This window comes from Pseudomonas sp. LABIM340, from assembly GCF_040017195.2.
In the GTDB taxonomy this organism is placed as follows: domain Bacteria; phylum Pseudomonadota; class Gammaproteobacteria; order Pseudomonadales; family Pseudomonadaceae; genus Pseudomonas.
On sequence record NZ_CM200227.1, the window covers coordinates 2,487,163 to 2,503,873 of the forward strand.

At 66.4% G+C, this 16,711-nt stretch carries 16 protein-coding genes; 6 read left to right on the forward strand and 10 right to left on the reverse strand.

Features of this window, described 5'->3' with window-relative positions; genetic code table 11:
• Positions 1 to 13: 13 nt before the first annotated feature.
• The 3 genes from ABKS89_RS11730 to ABKS89_RS11740 form a co-directional block, all read right to left on the reverse strand.
• Positions 14 to 970: a FecR family protein gene (locus ABKS89_RS11730; RefSeq protein ID WP_348589901.1), complete on the reverse strand. Its 957-nt coding sequence runs from the start codon at positions 968 to 970 to the stop codon at positions 14 to 16.
• Positions 967 to 1,482 carry an RNA polymerase sigma factor gene (locus ABKS89_RS11735; protein ID WP_348589902.1) on the reverse strand — a complete coding sequence of 172 codons (516 nt, stop codon included), beginning with the start codon at positions 1,480 to 1,482 and terminating at the stop codon, positions 967 to 969. The genes ABKS89_RS11730 and ABKS89_RS11735 overlap by 4 nt, the downstream gene beginning before the upstream one ends.
• An 86-nt stretch (positions 1,483 to 1,568) precedes the next feature.
• A complete protein-coding gene (locus ABKS89_RS11740) occupies positions 1,569 to 2,204 on the reverse strand; it encodes a TetR/AcrR family transcriptional regulator (protein ID WP_348589904.1) in 636 nt (211 codons plus the stop codon).
• Between the two features lie 96 nt (positions 2,205 to 2,300).
• Between ABKS89_RS11740 and ABKS89_RS11745 the strand changes: the two genes are divergently transcribed.
• A complete protein-coding gene (locus ABKS89_RS11745; protein ID WP_348589906.1) occupies positions 2,301 to 2,966 on the forward strand; it encodes an O-methyltransferase in 666 nt (221 codons plus the stop codon).
• Positions 2,967 to 2,977: 11 nt separating this feature from the next.
• On the opposite strand, the gene ABKS89_RS11750 is transcribed toward ABKS89_RS11745, so the two are convergent.
• Positions 2,978 to 3,901 carry a LysR family transcriptional regulator gene (locus tag ABKS89_RS11750; RefSeq protein WP_348589908.1) on the reverse strand — a complete coding sequence of 308 codons (924 nt, stop codon included), beginning with the start codon at positions 3,899 to 3,901 and terminating at the stop codon, positions 2,978 to 2,980.
• A gap of 162 nt (positions 3,902 to 4,063) precedes the next feature.
• On the opposite strand from ABKS89_RS11750, the gene ABKS89_RS11755 reads away from it, so the two are divergent.
• Complete coding sequence (locus ABKS89_RS11755) at positions 4,064 to 4,462, forward strand: RidA family protein (RefSeq protein ID WP_138216225.1); 399 nt, start codon at positions 4,064 to 4,066, stop codon at positions 4,460 to 4,462.
• Here the strand turns inward: ABKS89_RS11755 and ABKS89_RS11760 are convergent.
• Positions 4,459 to 5,415, reverse strand: a complete 957-nt coding sequence (locus tag ABKS89_RS11760; protein ID WP_348589910.1) for a LysR family transcriptional regulator — start codon at positions 5,413 to 5,415, stop codon at positions 4,459 to 4,461. The two genes, ABKS89_RS11755 and ABKS89_RS11760, sit on opposite strands and share 4 nt — an antisense overlap.
• A 56-nt stretch (positions 5,416 to 5,471) precedes the next feature.
• On the opposite strand from ABKS89_RS11760, the gene ABKS89_RS11765 reads away from it, so the two are divergent.
• Positions 5,472 to 5,972 (forward strand): GNAT family N-acetyltransferase, encoded by a 501-nt coding sequence (locus tag ABKS89_RS11765; RefSeq protein WP_348589911.1) that lies wholly within the window; start codon positions 5,472 to 5,474, stop codon positions 5,970 to 5,972.
• 4 nt (positions 5,973 to 5,976) lie between these two features.
• On the opposite strand, the gene ABKS89_RS11770 is transcribed toward ABKS89_RS11765, so the two are convergent.
• Positions 5,977 to 6,396: a transcriptional regulator gene (locus tag ABKS89_RS11770; RefSeq protein ID WP_138216222.1), complete on the reverse strand. Its 420-nt coding sequence runs from the start codon at positions 6,394 to 6,396 to the stop codon at positions 5,977 to 5,979.
• Positions 6,397 to 6,607: 211 nt separating this feature from the next.
• On the opposite strand from ABKS89_RS11770, the gene ABKS89_RS11775 reads away from it, so the two are divergent.
• Both ABKS89_RS11775 and ABKS89_RS11780 read left to right on the forward strand, forming a co-directional pair.
• Positions 6,608 to 6,997: a hypothetical protein gene (locus ABKS89_RS11775; protein WP_348589912.1), complete on the forward strand. Its 390-nt coding sequence runs from the start codon at positions 6,608 to 6,610 to the stop codon at positions 6,995 to 6,997.
• A 435-nt stretch (positions 6,998 to 7,432) separates the two neighbouring features.
• Complete coding sequence (locus ABKS89_RS11780) at positions 7,433 to 9,127, forward strand: amidase (protein WP_138216220.1); 1,695 nt, start codon at positions 7,433 to 7,435, stop codon at positions 9,125 to 9,127.
• Positions 9,128 to 9,407: 280 nt separating this feature from the next.
• Here ABKS89_RS11780 and souR read toward each other — a convergent pair whose 3' ends face one another.
• Both souR and gabP read right to left on the reverse strand, forming a co-directional pair.
• The gene (gene souR, locus ABKS89_RS11785; protein WP_348589928.1) at positions 9,408 to 10,412 is read right to left on the reverse strand and encodes a transcriptional regulator SouR; all 1,005 of its coding nucleotides are present in this window, start codon (positions 10,410 to 10,412) and stop codon (positions 9,408 to 9,410) included.
• Between the two features lie 63 nt (positions 10,413 to 10,475).
• Positions 10,476 to 11,888 carry a GABA permease gene (gene gabP / locus ABKS89_RS11790; protein WP_348589913.1) on the reverse strand — a complete coding sequence of 471 codons (1,413 nt, stop codon included), beginning with the start codon at positions 11,886 to 11,888 and terminating at the stop codon, positions 10,476 to 10,478.
• A gap of 309 nt (positions 11,889 to 12,197) precedes the next feature.
• Here gabP and ABKS89_RS11795 point away from each other — a divergent pair, with 309 nt between their 5' ends.
• Positions 12,198 to 12,857 carry a glutathione S-transferase family protein gene (locus tag ABKS89_RS11795; RefSeq protein WP_348589915.1) on the forward strand — a complete coding sequence of 220 codons (660 nt, stop codon included), beginning with the start codon at positions 12,198 to 12,200 and terminating at the stop codon, positions 12,855 to 12,857.
• A gap of 92 nt (positions 12,858 to 12,949) precedes the next feature.
• Here ABKS89_RS11795 and ABKS89_RS11800 read toward each other — a convergent pair whose 3' ends face one another.
• Complete coding sequence (locus ABKS89_RS11800; protein WP_138216217.1) at positions 12,950 to 14,443, reverse strand: aldehyde dehydrogenase family protein; 1,494 nt, start codon at positions 14,441 to 14,443, stop codon at positions 12,950 to 12,952.
• Positions 14,444 to 14,629: 186 nt separating this feature from the next.
• On the reverse strand, positions 14,630 to 16,306 hold the full coding sequence (locus ABKS89_RS11805; protein WP_138216216.1) for an MFS transporter: 1,677 nt from the start codon (positions 16,304 to 16,306) through the stop codon (positions 14,630 to 14,632).
• Positions 16,307 to 16,711 lie beyond the last annotated feature (405 nt).

Genomic DNA, 16,711 nt, shown 5'->3' on the forward strand with positions numbered 1-16,711 from the left:
GCCGAAAAAATTTTCATGGTTCGCGCCGGGCGTCGTCCGATTCCACCAGCGTCAGCCACGGCAGCTGGCGGATGCGGATGGGCAGGGCGCGCTGCAGCAGTGCCAGTTGCGCGGGGATGTCGGCCGTCTCGAAAGTGCCGGTCACGCGCAGTTCGCGCAGGCGCTCATCGCGGGTCCAGAGTACGCCGTGGTGGTAGCGCGCCAGTTCGTCCAGCACCTCGCCCAGGGGGCGCTCATGGAACACCAGGCGATCACGGCGCCAGGCGGTGGCGGCATCGGCGTCGACCGGGCGCACGGCGGAGAGGTGCGCTCCATCGAAGTCCACGGTCTGTCCTTCGCCGACCTGTGCGGTCAGCGGCGCGGGAGAGGCGGGCAGGGTGACGCCGACACGATGCTCGGTGACCACCAGGCGAACCTTGCCGGCCTCGTTGCGGACATCGAAGGCGGTGCCCAGAGCGCGCATGCGGCCGCCGCCCGCCTCGACCTCGAAAGGGTGCCGCGCATCGGGCGCTACCTGGACGAAGAGTTCACCGGCGTACAGGCGCAGGGTCCGCTGCGGACCGTCCAGGTCGATATCCACGCGGGTGCCCGGTGCGAGTTCGAGGCGCGAGCCATCGGCCAGTTGCAGTGTGCGACGTTCGCCAGTGGCGGTGCGCTGGTCAGCCATCCAGCCGGCGCGCTCGGCCTGCCAGCCAGCGCCGCCGAGGACGCCCAGTGCGAGCAGGAAACCCAGCAACGCACGTCGGCGCTGCCAGCCGCGCGGACGCTCCAGTGCGCCGCCGAGGCTTTCCCAAAGGCGTTCGGCGATCAGTGCGGCGCGGCTGTTTTCCGGCGAGCTTTCGCACCACTGGCGGTAGCTTTCCCAGCCCTGCTCGTCGATCTCGCCGGAGTGCAGGTCCACCAACCACTGCAGAGCCTGCTCGGTGGCATCGGGCAGTGGGGCGTCGAAGCGGGCGGAGGCGCTGCTCATGCTTCCTCCACCAAACCGAGGCGGCGCGCGCAGTGGCGCAGCGCGCGCATGATGTACTTGCTGACCATGCTCGAGGACACGCCCAGGCGTTCGGCGATGGCGGCGTGGCCGAGGCCGTCGAGGCGATTGAGCAGCAGGGCCTGGCGGCAGTTCGCCGGCAGCTCGTCCAGCGCCAGTTTCAGCAGCTGCAGTTGCTGGCGCAGGAGCAGGAGGGTCTCCGGGCCGGGGCGCGGATCGAGCAGTTCGTCCTGCACGTCCTCCAGGCTGGCGCTGCAGCCCTGGCGCGAGCGGCTGCGGCGCAGGTCGATGATCAGGTTCTGCAGCACGCGGATCAGGAAGAAGCGCGGGTTGACGATGTTCTGCGTGCGCTGCTCGCGCCCCAGGCCGGCGTAACGGACGAAGGTGTCCTGGGTCAGGTCGGCTGCCAGTTCCGCGTCGCCCAAGCGGCGATAGGCCATCTGCCGCAACTCGCGGTGATAGAGGCGGAACAGGCGATCGAGATCATCAACCAAGGCGCGACTCCGGAAGCGGGGCGACCGGACGTGAGCCGGCGGAGAAGTGCGCGACTATATCTGATAAGAATAATTCTTAATAGCAATTATCCGGTGCAGCCGAGGCTTCGCAGGTACGCGCAGAACATGTCTGCCATGGCCTCGCTGAAGGCCTGGATTTCCTCCGCACTGCGCGGGCTTTCCGAGAACTGCTTGCCCACCGAGCCGAGGGTCGTGGTGATCAGTTCGCGGGCCAGCGTGCGCTGTGCATCGCTGGCGTGCGGCAGGACTTCGGCGATGAACGCCTGGAAGATGCCCTCGCTGGCAGCCTTGGCTTCCCTGGCTTCGGGGGCGTCGCGGTAGAGCGGGGCGGCATCGCTCAGGGCAATGCGCATGCGCGCTTCCTCGCACTCGGAGCGGATGAAGGCGTGCACCAGGTTGCGCAAGCGTTGCAGCGGCGGCTGGCCTTCATCGACCAGCAGACCGCGCAGCATCTCGGTGGTCTGCCGCCACTCATCGCTCTGCAGGCGGAACAGGATCGCCGCCTTGTTCGGGAAGTACTGGTACAGCGAACCGACGCTGACGCCGGCGCGCTCGGCGACCCGCGCGGTGGTGAAGCGCTGGGCACCTTCCTTCTCCAGAACCTGAACAGCGGCGTCGAGAACGGCCGTCACGAGGTCGTTGGAACGGGCCTGTTTCGGCTCCTTGCGCGTGGAAATACGCGGGCTGCGGCGTTCGCTCATGGGGGGCTCCGGCAATGCGAATAGTAAAACCTGACGAAAAGATCGCATTCTAGTCGGGCGCTTTTTCGCACTCAAATTCCATACGGGAAACCCACCATGACGACCCTCACTTCAGCCCCCGTGGCGCCCCTGCTGCAACACCTGTTCGAGGAGGCCGACGCGGCATCTCCGCAGTCCAGCCCGGCCTTCGCCAACCTCGACCAGGTCGCGCTGACCCGCCTGATGCAGAGCAAGACGCAGTACCGCGAACTCTACGGCCAACTGAAGGACCAGCCGCTGCCCGTCTCGCGGGAAACCGGTGCGCTGCTGTACATGCTGGCGCGCGGCATCGGCGCGAAAAACATTGTCGAGTTCGGCACCTCGTTCGGCATCTCCACCCTGCATCTGGCGGCGGCGCTGCGCGACAACGGCGGCGGCCGGTTGATCACCAGCGAGTTCGAGCCGTCGAAAGTAGCGCGGGCGCAAGCCAACCTGGAGGCCGGCGGCTTGGCCGATCTGGTGGAAATCCGCCAGGGCGATGCGCTGCAGACCCTGGCCCGCGACCTGCCCGAGCGCATCGACCTGCTGCTGCTCGACGGCGCCAAGTCGCTCTATCCGGAGATCCTTGCGCTGGTGGAAGGCCGCCTGCGCCCCGGCGCGATGATCATCGCGGACAACGCCGATTACTGCCCCGAGTACCTGGCCGACGTTCGCCTGCCGGGCGGGCGCTACCTGTCGGTTCCCTTCGCGGACGATGTGGAGCTTTCCATGCGCTTGGGCTGAAGCCGCGCTGGCTAGAGCGGCGGCTGGGCCACCGGTGCATGCCGGGCCATCAGCTCGGCGACCCAGTCGATGAACACCCGCAGCTTGGCGCTGACGTGGCGATTGGGCGGGAAGGCCAGGTACAGCGGCATGCTCTCCATGTTCCAGTCGCCGAACAGTTCCACCAGCTCGCCGCGCGCCAGGGCATCCAGCGCCATGTAACGCGGCAACCAGAGCACGCCCATGCCGGCGATCCCGGCGGCCAGGTAGGCGTTGCCATCGTCCACCGTGAGTACCGGGCGACCGTGGACCTGCACGCTCTCACCGTCCTTCTGCAGGGCATAGGAAAGCGGCTTGCCGGTGCGCGCCCAGAGGTAGCCGACGATGCGTTGCTGGCTGTTTTCCAGCTCGCTCGGGTGCCGAGGCACACCGGCGCGTTGCAGGTAGGCGGGAGCTGCGAAGACGCCCAGCGGCAGGTCGCCGACCTTGCGCGCCATCAACGACTGGTCGGTGAGCTCGCCGCCGCGCACCACGCAGTCGACGTTCTCGTCGATCAGGTCGACCATGCGGTCGCTGACGCCCAGGTCGATCTGGATGTCCGGATAGCGCTCGTGGAAGTCGGGCAGCGCAGGGATCAGCAGCAGGCGCGCCAGCGGGCTGGGGACGTCCACCCGCAGACGCCCGCGCGGTAGGGCGGCAGCGCTGGAGAGACTGGTCTCGGCATCGTCCATGTCCGCCAGCAGGCGTACCACGCGCTCGTAGTACGCAGAGCCATCGGCGGTGAGGTTGAGCTTGCGCGTGGTGCGGTTGAGCAGGCGCACACGCAGCCGCGCCTCCAGTTGCTGGATCAGCTGGGTCACGCTGGTGCGGCTCATGTGCAGGGTGTCGGCGGCTTTGGTGAAGCTGCCGGTTTCCACCACGCGGGCGAAGGCTTGCATCGCATCGAAACGGTCCATGGTGGCTCCGGCTGGCTGGTGAAAGGGGCTGTCCCAGGGCTGATTGTTTGGATTCTACAAACAATGCTGACCCGTATTGCCCGATTATCGCCGGTGCGCTGCGCCCTAACCTGACTCCGTCATTGAAACCGGGGCTGTGGCCCCCTCTGATGGAGCAAGTCCATGACTACTCGCGACGTGGTTTTCCCCGCTGGCCGCCAGGCCCTCTATGAACGCAACCGCTATTCCCCGGCGATCCGCAGTAACGGCCTGCTGTTCGTCTCCGGCCAGGTCGGCAGCCGCGAGGACGGCTCGCCCGAACCGGAGCTGGAAGCCCAGGTGCGCCGGGCCTTCGACAACCTCAACGCGATACTCGCCGCCGCCGGCTGCAGCTTCGAGGACGTGATCGACGTGACGGTATTCATGGTCGATCCGCAGGCGAACTTCGAGCGTGCCTGGCAGGTCGCCGCCGACTACTGGGGTTCGGCGCCCTATCCGACGGCGACGGCGGTGGGCGTGACCTGGCTGTATGGCTTCGACTTCGAGATCAAGGTGATCGCCAGGCTGCCGGAAGGCCGCTAGGTGTCGCCCAGCGCCCGCAGCATCTGCTCGCGCAGCCAGCGGTGCGCCGGGCGGCTCGCATGGCGCGGGTGGTAGAGGATGCGCAGGCTGTAGCGCGGCAGCTCGATGGGCGCCGGGTACAACACGAGTGCACCGTCGGCATTGAGCTGTTGCGCCACGCGGCGGGGCACTGTGAGCAGGTAGTCGGAGACGGCGACCAGGCTCGGCGCGGCCAGCAGGCTGGGCAGTTGCACCGCCACGTCGCGCTGGATGCCCTGGCGCGCCAGGGCGGTGTCGATCACGCCGACGGCGTCGCTCCAGGGCAGCACCACCACATGCCGCTCGGCGAGGTATTGCTGCAGTGAAAGCTCGCCGCTGATCCGCGAGTGCCCCTTGCGTGCGACCACCACGTAGTCGTCGCTGAAGCAGTCGATGGCTTCCAGGGCATCGTCTTCGGCTCGCTCGTGGAGAACGCCCAGGGCGAAGTGCACGCGGCCTTCGCGCAGGTCGTCGAGGGAGTCCTGCTGCGTGGCGTAGACCACCTTGATACGCAGGTGCGGAGCGAGCTTTTCGGTCTGCGAGATCAGCCGCGGCAGCAGGGTGAAGCTGGTGTAGTCGGTGGCGGCGAAGACGAAGGTCTGCGTGGTGCTGACCGGGTCGAACGGTGCGGCGCTGGATAGCCGCTCGGCGAGCAGCGCCAGGGCCTCGCCAATACCTTCGGCCATCAGCTCGGCCTGAGCGGTAGGCTGCATGGCACTGCCAGCACGGACGAACAGCTCATCGCCCAGCGTATCGCGCAGGCGGCCCAGGGCATGGCTGCAGGCCGACGGGCTCATGGCCAGCTCGTCGGCGGCGGCCACTACGCTGCGCTGGCGGAACAGGGCGTCGAACACCAGCAACAGATTGAGGTCGAGGCGGCGCAGGTTGGCGTGCACGATGTTCAGTATCCGGTGAAGAAAATGCAGTACGTGCATTCTGCGCTTTCATTATCCTGCTGTCTCCGATCCACCTGATCCACCGGAACATCACCATGAGCCAACCGACTTTCCGCACCGCCACTCTGGCGGACACCGACCGCTGCTTCGAGATCGAAACCTGCGCCTATGAAGGCGACGAGGCCGCCACCCGGGAAAAGATCGCCACGCGCATCGCGCAGTATCCCGAAGGCTTCCTGATCATGGAATTGGGCGGCGAGATCATCGGCTTCATCAACAGCGGCTGCGCGTTCGAGGTGGTGATGTCCGACGAGGAGTTCAAGGAACTCATCGGCCACGATGCGGCGGCGCCCAACGTGGTGATCATGTCGGTGGTGATCGACCCGGCGCAGCAGGGCAAGGGGTACTCGACGCGGCTGATGCGCACCTTCATCGAGCGCATGAGCGGCCTGTGCAAGCGCACCATCCACCTGATGTGCAAGGACCGCCACGTGCCGCTCTACGAGCGCTTCGGCTACCGCTACGTGAAGCCGTCGGCGTCCGACCACGGCGGCATGGCGTGGCACGAGATGGTGATGGAATTGCCCGCAGCCTGAGGCCTCAACGCTCGGGACAGTCGTTCACCCGATCACGGGTGGCGCGCTCGGCCAGCAGGTCGAAGGTTTCCGGCAGCAACGCGGCTTCGCCCTGTTCGTCGAGCAATTGGCGGAACACCAGGTGGTCCGGGAAGCCGCGGCTGATCAGCGTCAGCAACTCGGTGCCGCGTTCAGTCAGCTCGAAATTGTTGCCGGTGCCACCGTGCTCGCGCGGGCGTTCCTGGATGTAGCCATTGGCGAACAGATCGCCTTCCAGGTCGCCGGCGACCTTCTTCAGGTGCTCGACGCTGCCGTCCACCGGCTCGCCCTGCAGCCGGTGCTGCTCGGCCACTTCCTCGCCGCACTCGCGGGCCTTGTAGGGTTGGTCGGCGCATTCCTGGGCGCGCAGCAGCAGGCGTTCGATCAGGTCCCAGTCGTAGCTCATGGCGTGTCCTCCGGGTCATCAAAGCAGGGCCTTCCTGAGTTGCGACCCGGCAGGGCGGGGAGGGTTCGAACTTCCTGCGCAGCGGTGCGCCGACCCGCGCAACCATCGACGGCGTCGAGCTTCACTATCGATGCAATCGAGTGGTGCGCCGGCCGGGCGCAGCTGACTATCTGTCCCAAGAGCTTGTTGAACCGAGCAAGGGACAGAACCGATGAACACTCCGCGCCCCACACCCAATCGCCTGGCTGCCCGCATCGCCCTCGGCCCGCTGCTGCTGGCCGTGGCCAGTCTGGCCGGCTGCGCCGCAACCTCCGAAACCCAGCTGAGTTGGGACAGCCTGCGCGGCACCACCGCCCAGGACAGTAATGTCTACCTGAGCTGTGTCGACGGCCGGCTCACTCCCGGCACCGCCACCTTCGTCAGCGACAGTGGCGCCACCCGCCAGTTGCTCACCGGTAGCGCCGATCCGCTGCAGGCCAGTGGCATCGTCCAGGTGACCCCGATAGCCGGCGGCAACCACTTCAGCGCCTACCAGCGCAGCGCCTGGCAGGACAAGGGCGAGCTGCTGGATGCCGCCTACCAGTGCTCGCAGCACAGTTGAATCCTCTTCGAGCGGGTCGCTCCCCCCAGCGACCCGCACAGCGCCGGCAGGCGGCGAATAGCCTGCGTCAGTGTCTGCCTTCGGGCTGTCGCTGATTCACTCTCCAGGGGCGCTCCCCCCAGCGCCCGACTATCGCCCGGCGAGTTCCCCCACTCGGCGGGCGTTTTTTTTAATTTACGTCTGTTGTGTATTCTGATCGGGCATGCCAGTGTGTGCGCCCTGGCGGCTGTATTCGCCTTTCACAGCCTGTCGATGCGCATTCGGTTTGTCCGCCGGGCGCTGAACCCTGCCGCCGGCCGACGGTACACTCACTCCCGTCGCGTAACAGAAGTACAAGAGAATCGAGATGAACACGCATTTTCCGACTTGCGCCGTCTGGGTCCGTCGCGACGCAGACCTGCCCCTTCCCACCACCCTTCAGCCGACGGTGACAGCATGATCGAGGTAACCGAAGTTTCCATTGCGCAGCTGCGTGAAGCCCTGGAGTCGGGCCGCACCACCGCGGTCGAACTGGTCAAGGCTTACCTTGCGCGCATCGATGCCTACGATGGCCCGACCAGGCTCAATGCCGTGGTCGTGCGCAACACCGAGGCCCTGAAGGAAGCGGAAGCCTCCGACGCCCGTCGCGCCCGTGGCGAGACCCTCGGCCCGCTGGACGGCATCCCCTACACCGCCAAGGACAGCTACCTGGTCAAGGGCCTGACCGCCGCCTCCGGCAGCCCGGCCTTCAAGGACCTGGTCGCCTATCGCGATGCCTTCACCGTCGAGCGCCTGCGCGCCGGCGGCGCCATCTGCCTGGGCAAGACCAACATGCCGCCCATGGCCAACGGTGGCATGCAGCGCGGCGTTTATGGCCGTGCGGAAAGCCCGTACAACTGCAAATTCCTCACCGCGCCCTTCGCCTCCGGCTCCTCCAACGGTGCCGGCACCGCGACCGCCGCGAGTTTCTCGGCCTTCGGCCTGGCGGAAGAAACCTGGTCCAGCGGTCGTGGCCCGGCCTCGAACAACGGCCTGTGCGCCTACACCCCGTCCCGTGGTGTGATCTCGGTGCGCGGCAACTGGCCGTTGACTCCGACCATGGACGTGGTCGTGCCCTATGCGCGCACCATGGCCGACCTGCTGGAAGTGCTCGACGTGGTCGTCGCCGAAGACACCGACAAGCGCGGCGACCTGTGGCGCCTGCAGCCGTGGGTGCCGATCCCCGCTGTTTCCGAAGTACGCCCGTCTTCCTACCTGGACCTCGCCGCCGGCCCTGAAGCCCTCAAGGGCAAGCGCCTGGGCGTGCCGCGCATGTTCATCAACAAGGACGAACTGGCCGGCACCAGCGAGAAGCCCGGCATCGGCGGCCCGACCGGCCAGCGCATCAACACCCGCGCTTCGGTCATCGATCTCTGGGAACAGGCCCGCAAGGCCCTGGAAGCCGCCGGCGCCGAAGTCGTCGAAGTGGACTTCCCGCTGGTTTCCAACTGCGAGGGCGACCGTCCTGGCGCGCCGACCGTGTTCAACCGTGGCTTCGTCACCGAGCAGTTCATGCATGACGAACTGTGGGAGCTGTCCGGCTGGGGCTTTGACGATTTCCTCCGCGCCAACGGCGACCCCAAGCTGAACAAGCTGGCCGACGTCGATGGCCCGCAGATCTTCCCGCACGACCCGGGCACGCTGCCGAACCGTGAGGACGACCTGGTCGCCGGCATGGACGAGTACGTCAACATGGCCAAGCGCGGCCTGAAGACCTGGGACCAGATCGAGTCCCTGCCCGACGGCCTGCGCGGCCTGGAGAAGACCCGCAAGCTCGACCTGGAGGACTGGATGGACGGCCTGAAGCTCGACGCCGTGCTGTTCCCCACCGTGGCCGACGTCGGCCCGGCGGACGCCGACGTCAACCCGGAATCGGCTGACATCGCCTGGAGCAACGGCATCTGGGTCGCCAACGGCAACCTGGCGATCCGTCACCTGGGCGTGCCGACCGTCACCGTGCCGATGGGCGTGATGGCCGACATCGGCATGCCGGTGGGCCTGACCTTCGCCGGTCGCGCCTATGACGACTCCGCGCTGCTGCGCTTCGCTGCCGCCTTCGAGGCCACCGGCTCCAAGCGTCTGGTGCCGCCGAGCACGCCGCCGCTGGCCTGATCGGCTGCCGGATAAAGAACCGCGCCTGGGGCGCGGTTTTTTTATGGCTGAAAAGTGTGTGGGCCTCGTTGTCGATGGTCCGATGCTTTGGGGGCTAGCGAGCCAGCCTGGTATTCACCGGTGGCACTGGCGCTCCCCTGTAGGAGCGGGCCATGCCCGCGATCCGCCGGCAGGGCCGGCGTTTCAGACGCTTCGCTACCTGGCCGGAAATTCCGATGCCACCCTCTAGGAGCACTCATGGGGAGCGATCATGGGCATGGACCATGCGTCCCCGCCCGTCCTACACGGTTCGCTGTGCCTTCACGCAGCCAAAGCGAGCTTCCTTCGAAGGCGAGTAGCCATAGAACGACGTGTAGCACTTGCTGAAATGACTGGGCGAGACGAAGCCGCAGGCCAGGCCGACCTCGTACATCGGCAGGCTGGAATGTTGCAGCAGGCGGCGACTTTCGGTGATGCGCAGCTCCAGGTAATAGCGCACCGGCGTGGTTCCGAGCTGCTCCTGGAACAGTCGCTCGATCTGCCGCTTGGAACGCCCGACGTAGCTCGACAGCTGGTCCTGGTTCAGCGGCTCTTCGATGTTCGCACTCATCAGGTTGATCGCCTCGCGCAGCGGCTCGCTGAGCTTTTCGTGCAATGCCGGGCGGGTGCGGCGGAAGCGTGATTCCTCAAAGGCGAGGATGTCGACGATGGCGTCCACCAGTTCGCGGCCGTGGCGGGCGTTGATCCACTCCAGCACCAGGTTGAAGGCACCCGTGGGGCTGGGGGCGGTGAGGCGGTCGCGGTCGGCCTGATAGCTCTCGCTGGTGACCTCGCTGTGCCGGGCGATTTCCGCCAGCGCCGCGCGGTTCTCCGGGTGGATGGCGCAACGGTAGCCGTCGAGCAGGCCGGCCTGGCCGAGGAACCAGGCACCGTTCCACAGGCCGGCGAGGGCGATGCCCTTGTCGGCGGCCGTCTGAAGTAGGCGCGTCAGTTCGGGGATCGCGCGCAGTGGTGTGCGCAGGCCACCGCAGATGACCAGCAGGTCCAGCTCGGCGAGCTGCGCGGAGGTCAGCGTGGCGCCGGGGCAGATTACCAGGCCGAGGTCGCTGGTGACCGATTCTCCGTCGAGGCTGAAGGTCTGCGTGGCGAAGGTCTGTGTGCGGATCAGGTTGGCGGTGACCAGCGTGTCCAGCGCCTGGGTGAAGGCGGGCAGGGAGAAGTGTTCCAGCAGCAGGAAGCCTACCCGCGCGAGGCGGCCGGGCTCCTTCGGTTCACCGTCGAGGTAGCGCAGGTTTCGGCCCTGCATGGCCCCACTGAACTGGCGGCGTTCGACCAATCGGCACCTCGTCTGCGTGGGTTGGAGACCGGCTCAGCCGCGCACGGCGCGGCGGCCGATGGCGGATTGGCCCGAGGGTGAAGTGCGCCGGCTGGTCTGGCTGAGCAGGATGATGATCACCGTCAGCGCCAGGGTTGAACTCACCTCGATGCGGTGCGTCGGCATGATGAACATCACCGCGAGGATGAAGCTGATGATCCCGATCACCAGCCAGGTCAGCCAGGGAAACAGCCACATGCGGAACACCAGCTCGTGGTTGCGTCGGCGCAGGATGCCGCGCATGCGCAGCTGCGACACGGCGATGGCGAGGTAGACGAGCAGGGCGATGGAGCCGGAGCTGGCCAGCAGGAATTCGAAGAGTCTTCCAGGTGCAAAAAAGTTGAGCAGGGTGGTGAACATGCCGATCAGCGTGCTGGCGATCACCGCCGCGCGCGGCACGCCGGCGGCGGAGGTGCGCTGGATGAAGGCCGGCGCGTCGTTTCGCCGACTCAGGGAATAGATCATCCGCGAGGCGATGTATACCGAGGAGTTCAGGCAACTGGCCACGGCGACCAGCACCACCAGGTCCATCAGCAGTTGCGCGTTGGGGATGTGCAGCAGTTCCAGGGTGCGCTGGTAGGAACCGATCTCCACCAGGCGCGGGTCGTTCCATGGCACCACCGAGATGATCACCAGGATCGACAGCAGGTAGAACACGCTGATGCGCCAGATCACCGAGCGCGTAGCCTTGGCGATGTTGCGGCTGGGGTCGCTGGATTCGGCGGCGGCGATGGTCACCGCCTCGGTGCCGATGAAGCTGAACAGGGTGGTGATCAGCGCGCTGAAGATGGCCGTCCAGCCGTTGGGCATGAAGCCGCCGTGCTCGCCCATCAGCTTGGTCAGGCCGCTTACCTCGCGCCCCGGCAGCAGGCCGAACAGCGCGGCCGCGCCAAGGCCGATGAAGGCGACGATGGCGACCACCTTGAGCATGGCGAACCAGAATTCGAACTCGCCGTACTTGGCGACACTGAACAGGTTGGTGACGGTGAGCAGCAGCGTCATCGACAGCGCGAATACCCAGGTCTCGACCTGTGGGAACCAGTTGTTGAGGATAACCCCGGCGGCGATGGCCTCGATGGGAATGACCAGCACCCAGAACCACCAGTACAGCCAGCCGATGGTGAAGCCGGCCCAGCGGCCGATGGCCTGGTCGGCGTACGCGGAGAAGGAGCCGGTATCGGGGCTGGCCACGGCCATCTCGCCGAGCATGCGCATCACCAGCACCACCAGCAGCCCGGAGAGGGCGTAGGCGACGATGGCGGCGGGACCGGCGGCGGCAATCGCGTGGCCGGAGCCGACGAACAAGCCTGCGCCGATGATGCCCGCGATGGAAAGCATGGTTACGTGGCGGGGCTTGAAGCCCTGCACCAGATCGCCATTGGCGCCTTTTGCACTGGGAGCACTCATCTGTCGGCCTTTTATTGAAATTGTTATGTAGGGCGCGGCGACGCGTGGCCGGGTGCGGCAATGCGCTTCACGCGGGGCTCAAGCTAAGGCACCGGGTGGACGGCGAGTTGCTCGAAATCGCCGTGGGCATGACCAAAAACGACATGGGCGGCGGCTGGTATGGTGGCGATAGGCCGCTCTGGGACGGAGGTTCCATGCGTAGTGGAAGGCTTTGCACGGTGGCCTCATCGGATCGGCGGTCATGCCCGCTTCGCCCGCCGGCATTCGGGTCTAGGCTGAGTACTTTCGTCTGCCTCAGGTGATCCCGCCATGTCCCTCATCCTGTTCGGCCATCCGTTTTCCTCCTACACGCAGAAGGTCCTGATCGCCCTCTACGAGAACGCCACACGCTTCGAGTTCCGCGGCCTCGGCCCGGATCAGCCGGAGAACGGTGCGCACTGGCTGCGCCTGTGGCCGCTGGCGAAGTTCCCGGTGCTGCTGGACGGCGAGCACAGCGTCGCCGAGACCAGCATCGTCATCGAGTACCTGCACCTGAAGCATCCCGGCCCGGTGCGCCTGCTGCCGGACGACCCGCTGAAGGCGCTGGACGTACGCTTCCTCGACCGCTTCTTCGATTGGCACGTGATGACCCCGGTGCAGCATGCCGTCCTCGGCGCCATGAGCGGCGAGGCGGGCAAGCGCGCGGAAGGCCTGGCCCATGCGGTGAGCAAGCTCGAACTGGCCTACGCCTGGCTGGAGGAGGAACTCGCCGGGCGTACCTGGGCGGCGGGGGAGAGCTTCAGTCTCGCCGACTGCGCGGCCGCACCGTCGCTATTCTATGCGGACTGGACCCATCCCATTGGCGACCAGTATCCGACGCTGCGTGCCTACCGTTCCCGTTTGCTGGCGCGCCCATCTTTCGCCCGCGCGGTGGAGGAGGCGCGGCCGCACCGGCCGCTATTCCCGCTGGGGGCGCCGGATCGGGATTGAGCCGGGCAAAAAAATCCCCCGTGCGCTGCCGCGACCGGGGGATGCAAGACCCGCGCAGGGGGACCGCGCGGGCGAGGTAGACAAGCGCAGCGTTACAGGCGGATCAGCACCGACTTCAGCTCGGTGTAGTGCTCGATGGCGGCGGCGCCCATCTCGCGGCCGACGCCCGACATCTTGAAGCCGCCGAAGGGCAGCGCCGGGTCCAGCGCGCTGTGGCAGTTGACCCACACCGAGCCGGACTTGATGCGTGGCACCATGCGGTGCACCGCCGCCAGGTCGTTGGACCAGATGCTCGCGCCCAGGCCGTAGGGGCTGTCGTTGGCCAGGCGCAGGGCGTCCTCGATGTCGTCGAAGGGCATGGCGACCAGCACCGGGCCGAAGATTTCCTCCTGCACCAGCGGATTCTTCTGGTCGACGTCGACGATCACCGTGGGTTTGACGAAGTAGCCGGGGCCGAACTGCTCGCCGCCGCAGGCGATGGTGGCGCCCTTGTCGCGACCCAGCTCGATGTAGTCGAACACGCGCTTCTGCTGCTTGGCGGAGATCAGCGGGCCCATGTCGATGCTCGGGTCCAGGCCGTTGCCCAGCTTCATGCCGTTGGCGATGCCGGAGATGTCGGCGATGACATTGTCGAAGTGCTTGCGCTGTACATACAGGCGCGAGCCGGCGCAGCAGACCTGGCCCTGGTTGAAGAAGATCGCCTGGGCGGCACCGGCGGCGGCGGTGGCGAGGTCGGCGTCGGCCATGACGATGGTCGGCGACTTGCCGCCCAGCTCCAGGGTCACGCGGGTCATGTTGTCCATGGCCGCCTTGCCGATTTCCTTGCCGACTGGGGTCGAGCCGGTGAAGGTCAGCTTGTCCACCAGCGGGTGGTGGGAGAGGGCGGCGCCTGCGGTGATGCCGGCGCCAGTGACGACGTTGAATACGCCCGCCGGGTAGCCCGCTTCCAGGACCAGCTCGGCGAGTTTCAGTGCCGACAGCGGGGTTTCGTCGGCCGGCTTGAGCACCACGCTGCAACCGGTGGCCAGCGCCGGGCCGAGCTTCCAGCAGGCCAGCAGGAGGGGGAAGTTCCAGGCGACGATGGCGCCCACCACGCCGACGGCTTCGCGGCGGATGTAGCCGTGGAATTCGCCGTCGGGCATCAGCGGCATGGACACGTCGACCGTGGTGCCTTCGATCTTGGTGGCGTAGCCGGCCATGTAGCGCAGGAAGTCGATGGCCAGTTGCACGTCCATCACGCGGGCGACAGCGGCGCTCTTGCCGTTGTTCAGGCATTCCAGCTCGGCCAGCAGGTCGGCGTCGCGCTCCATCAGGTCGGCGAGTTTCCACAGCAGGTTCTGCCGTTCGCGCGGGCGGGTGCGGCTCCAGGCCGAGTCATCGAAGGCCTGGCGCGCGGCGCGCACGGCGCGGTCGACGTCGGCGGCGGTGCCGGCCGGCACCTGGCAGAGCACTTCGCCGGTGGCCGGATTGCGCAGGTCCATCAGGGCGCCGTCGCTGGCGGAGGTCCAGTCGGCACCGATCAGCATCTTCGGGGCGCGCTGCAGAAAGGCGCGGGATTCGGGCTTGATGGGCAGGGAAGCGAGCATTGCGGTGGCCTCTTGTTGTCTGTTCGTGCTCCCGGTCTGGGAGTCGCTGAGGCGGAGCATCGCAACGGCTGTGCCAAGGCTGGCATGTTGTTATAACTTATTGAATCAAAAGGATTTAGTAGGGAATTTTGGCGGGCGGGAGAAAAGCCGCTGTCGCATTGTGCGACAGCGGCTGAGACGCAGGGCTCAGGTGTTGGTGATATCCCGGTCCTTGGTTTCCGGCAGGAAGAAGATGCCAAGAATGGCCGTCATCACGGCGATGACGATGGGGTACCAGAGGCCGTAGTAGATGTCCCCGGTGGCGGCCACCATGGCGAAGGCGACGGTGGGCAGGAAGCCGCCGAACCAGCCGTTGCCGATGTGGTAGGGCAGTGACATGGAGGTGTAGCGGATGCGCGTCGGGAACAGCTCCACCAGCCACGCCGCAATCGGCCCGTAGACCATGGTCACGTAGATCACCAGGATGGTCAGCAGCACCAGCATCATCAGGTGGTTGATCTTCGCCGGGTCGGCCTTCTCCGGGTAGCCGGCTTCCTTGAGCGAGGCGGCGAGCTGCGCGGTGAAGACTTCGGACTGCACCTTGAACTCCGCCGCCGGCATGCCGGCCCCTTCGAAGCTGGCGATGACCTTGTCGCCGATGTGCACCTGGGCCATCGCGCCGGTCTCGGCCTTGATGTTCTCGTAGGGGATGGCGCGCTTGGCCAGCAGGCTCTTGGCCATATCGCAGGAGCTGACGAATTTCGCCTTGCCCACCGGGTCGAACTGGAAGGAGCAGGCGTTCGGGTCAGCCACCACGGTGACCGGGTTCTTCTCCTGGGCGGCGAACACGTCCGGGTTACCGAACTGGGTCAGGCCGTGGAAGATCGGGAAGTAGGTCAGCGCGGCGAGGATGCAGCCGGCCATGATGATCTTCTTGCGGCCGATGCGGTCGGACAGGCTGCCGAAGAACACGAAGAACGGCGTGCCCAGCAGCAGGGAGCCGGCGATCAGCAGGTTGGCGGTCTGCGCGTCGATCTTCAGCGTCTGCAGCAGGAAGAACAGCGCGTAGAACTGCCCGGTGTACCAGACCACGGCCTGCCCGGCGGTGCCGCCGAGCAGCGACATGATCACCACCTTGAGGTTCTCCCAGCGGCCGAAGGATTCGGTCAGCGGCGCCTTGGATGCCTTGCCTTCCTCCTTCATCTTCAGGAACACCGGCGACTCGGAGAGCTGCAGGCGGATGTACACCGAGATGATCAGCAGCAGGATCGACAGCAGGAACGGAATCCGCCAGCCCCAGGCCTCGAACGCCTCGTTCCCCAGCACGGTGCGGCAGGCCATGATCACCAGCAGCGAGAGGAACAGGCCCAGCGTCGCGGTGGTCTGGATCCACGAGGTGAAGAAGCCGCGCTTGCCCTTGGGCGCATGCTCGGCGACGTAGGTCGCCGCGCCGCCGTACTCGCCGCCCAGCGCCAGGCCCTGCAGCAACCGCAGGGTGATCAGGATGATCGGCGCGGCCACACCGATGGTGGCGTAGGCGGGCAGCAGGCCGACCACGGCGGTGGAGATACCCATGATGATGATGGTGATGAGGAAGGTGTGCTTGCGCCCGATCATGTCGCCCAGGCGGCCGAACACGATGGCGCCGAAGGGCCGCACCGCGAAGCCGGCGGCGAAGGCCAGCAGGGCGAAGATGAAGGCGGTGGTTTCATTGACCCCGGCGAAGAAGTGCTTGGCGATGATCGCCGCCAGGGAGCCGTAGAGGTAGAAGTCGTACCACTCGAACACCGTACCCAGGGAGGAGGCAAAGATGACCTTGCGCTCCTCCTTGGTAATTCCGCTGTGAGGAGCGTTGCCCGCGGCCGGGCTGTATGTCTGCGCCATGTTCGTCTCCGTCTTGTTGTTGTTTTGGGCCGGAGTCCCTCGATTTTCCGTTACCGCACTCGAGCCCAGGGCTGATGACAGGTCGTACGGATTGCGCGATGCGTGAAGTCAGGTGGCCCTGCGGATGGCGCAAGGTCATCTGAAAGCATAATCGTTCTCACGCGTCTGGCCACCCGCGCCACCCGGCAAAGCCCCGGCTGGCGCGGATCGGCGCCTGTTCCGGACAGGCCGGATGACGCGAGGCGTCTGGCTGGCGCCTCGATGACGGGATTTTTCCTGAGGGAAAGACGCGCAATTAGACCATCGTCTATAACGGTCAGGGCTGTCTCAGACTGCTACAGCTGTCGCGATCTGCCACGCGCAGAGGGGCTTGGAACGCGCGCAGGCTGCTGTTTCGCAAGGACT